Origin of the sequence: Streptomyces indicus, from assembly GCF_900100315.1 — a bacterium.
In the GTDB taxonomy this organism is placed as follows: Bacteria; Actinomycetota; Actinomycetes; order Streptomycetales; family Streptomycetaceae; genus Streptomyces; species Streptomyces indicus.
In genome coordinates, this window is record NZ_FNFF01000045.1 from 1 (window position 1) to 1,322 (window position 1,322).

Consider the following 1,322-nt stretch of genomic DNA (forward strand, 5'->3'; position numbering starts at 1 on the left):
AAACGGTGTCTCGATTGGCGTGAGCTGCCTAAAGTTCGCGCCACTCGCCCAGTTCGGCGGGCCGTCCTGTCCTGATGAAGTGGTGCACGGTGATCCATGCGCGATCGACGTCCAGGGCCAAGTCGCCACTGAACACGACCAGATCGTCCATGATCGGCACGTGGACCGAGGCGTCCGATGCGGCGGTGCCATCGCCGATGAGGAGGGACGACCGCTCGGCGTCGCCGAAGACATGGATCACTGCGTGATTATCCTGGAAGCCCAGAGTCAGCAGGGGAAACTCACTGCCTGGCCGTCGCACTTCAACGTAACCCCGTCCCCGCGAGCGCAATGCGGTGAAATGATCCGCCAGTTCCTCGATACCGGAGTGCCGCTCGATCGCCGAGGACCGTCCGGACTCCAGGTCCGTTGCCGACCAGAGCACGTCCACCTCACACCTCCTGCTGCACCATCGCTCCTCTTGGCGACCTAAGGATGCCTTGATCGGATGTGGCGCCGGTAGCAGATCAGGGCACTGGCCAATCCGACGAAGGCGAGGAAGTGCTCGGCCTTGCGCTCATAGCGGCGGTGCAAGCGACGGCACCCGTTGAGCCAGGACATCGTCCGCTCGACCACCCAGCGGTGCCGGCCCAGACGGCCGGAACTCTCCACCCCGCGGCGGGCGATGCGCGGCACGATCTGTCGACGGCGCAGCCAGCCTCGCAGGTGGTCAAAGTCGTAGCCTTTGTCCGCATGCAGCTTGGCTGGGCGACGGCGCCGAGGCCCATAGCGGGAGCGGATCGGCGGGATGCCGCCCATCAGCGGGATCAGGGCCTGACTGTCGTGCAGGTTAGCGCCGGAAATCCCCACGGAGATCGGCAACCCGTTGCGGTCGCAGATGACGTGAATCTTTGATCCGAGCTTGCCGCGATCGGTCGGATTCGGTCCCGTCAAGGGCCCCCTTTGACTGCCCGGACACTGACCGAGTCGATCGCGCAGCGCGACCAGTCCAACTCGCCGTTCGCGCCAAGCCGATCAAGAACGACGCGGTGCAGCTTGGCCCATACCCGCGCCCGCGACCAGTCCGTGAAACGCCGATGCACCGTCTGCCAGGAGGCGCCGAAGACCGGTGGCAGCTGCCGCCAGGCGCAACCCGAGGTCGCGACGAACACGATCGCGGCCAGCACCGCCCGGTCATCGCATCGCCGGCGGCCTCCGCCCTGGACGCGTACCGGCGGCTCCGGCGCCACGTCCTCGAAGATCTCCCACAGTCCGTCCGGCACGAGCCGCTCAACTATGTCCATGCCCGAAGCAACGACCTACCGCCAATCGAGACACCGTCT

At 66.2% G+C, this 1,322-nt stretch carries 2 protein-coding genes; both read right to left on the reverse strand.

What is annotated here, in order from left to right; translation table 11 throughout:
* Window positions 1-28: 28 nt before the first annotated feature.
* Window positions 29-430 (reverse strand): hypothetical protein, encoded by a 402-nt coding sequence (locus BLT97_RS37195; RefSeq protein WP_176954038.1) that lies wholly within the window; start codon window positions 428-430, stop codon window positions 29-31.
* A 38-nt stretch (window positions 431-468) separates the two neighbouring features.
* A protein-coding gene (locus BLT97_RS37200; protein WP_093618499.1) for an IS5 family transposase occupies window positions 469-1,277 on the reverse strand; the annotation gives its coding sequence in 2 pieces (ribosomal slippage) (window positions 469-932 and window positions 932-1,277; 810 coding nt in all).
* Between the last annotated feature and the right edge of the window lie 45 nt (window positions 1,278-1,322).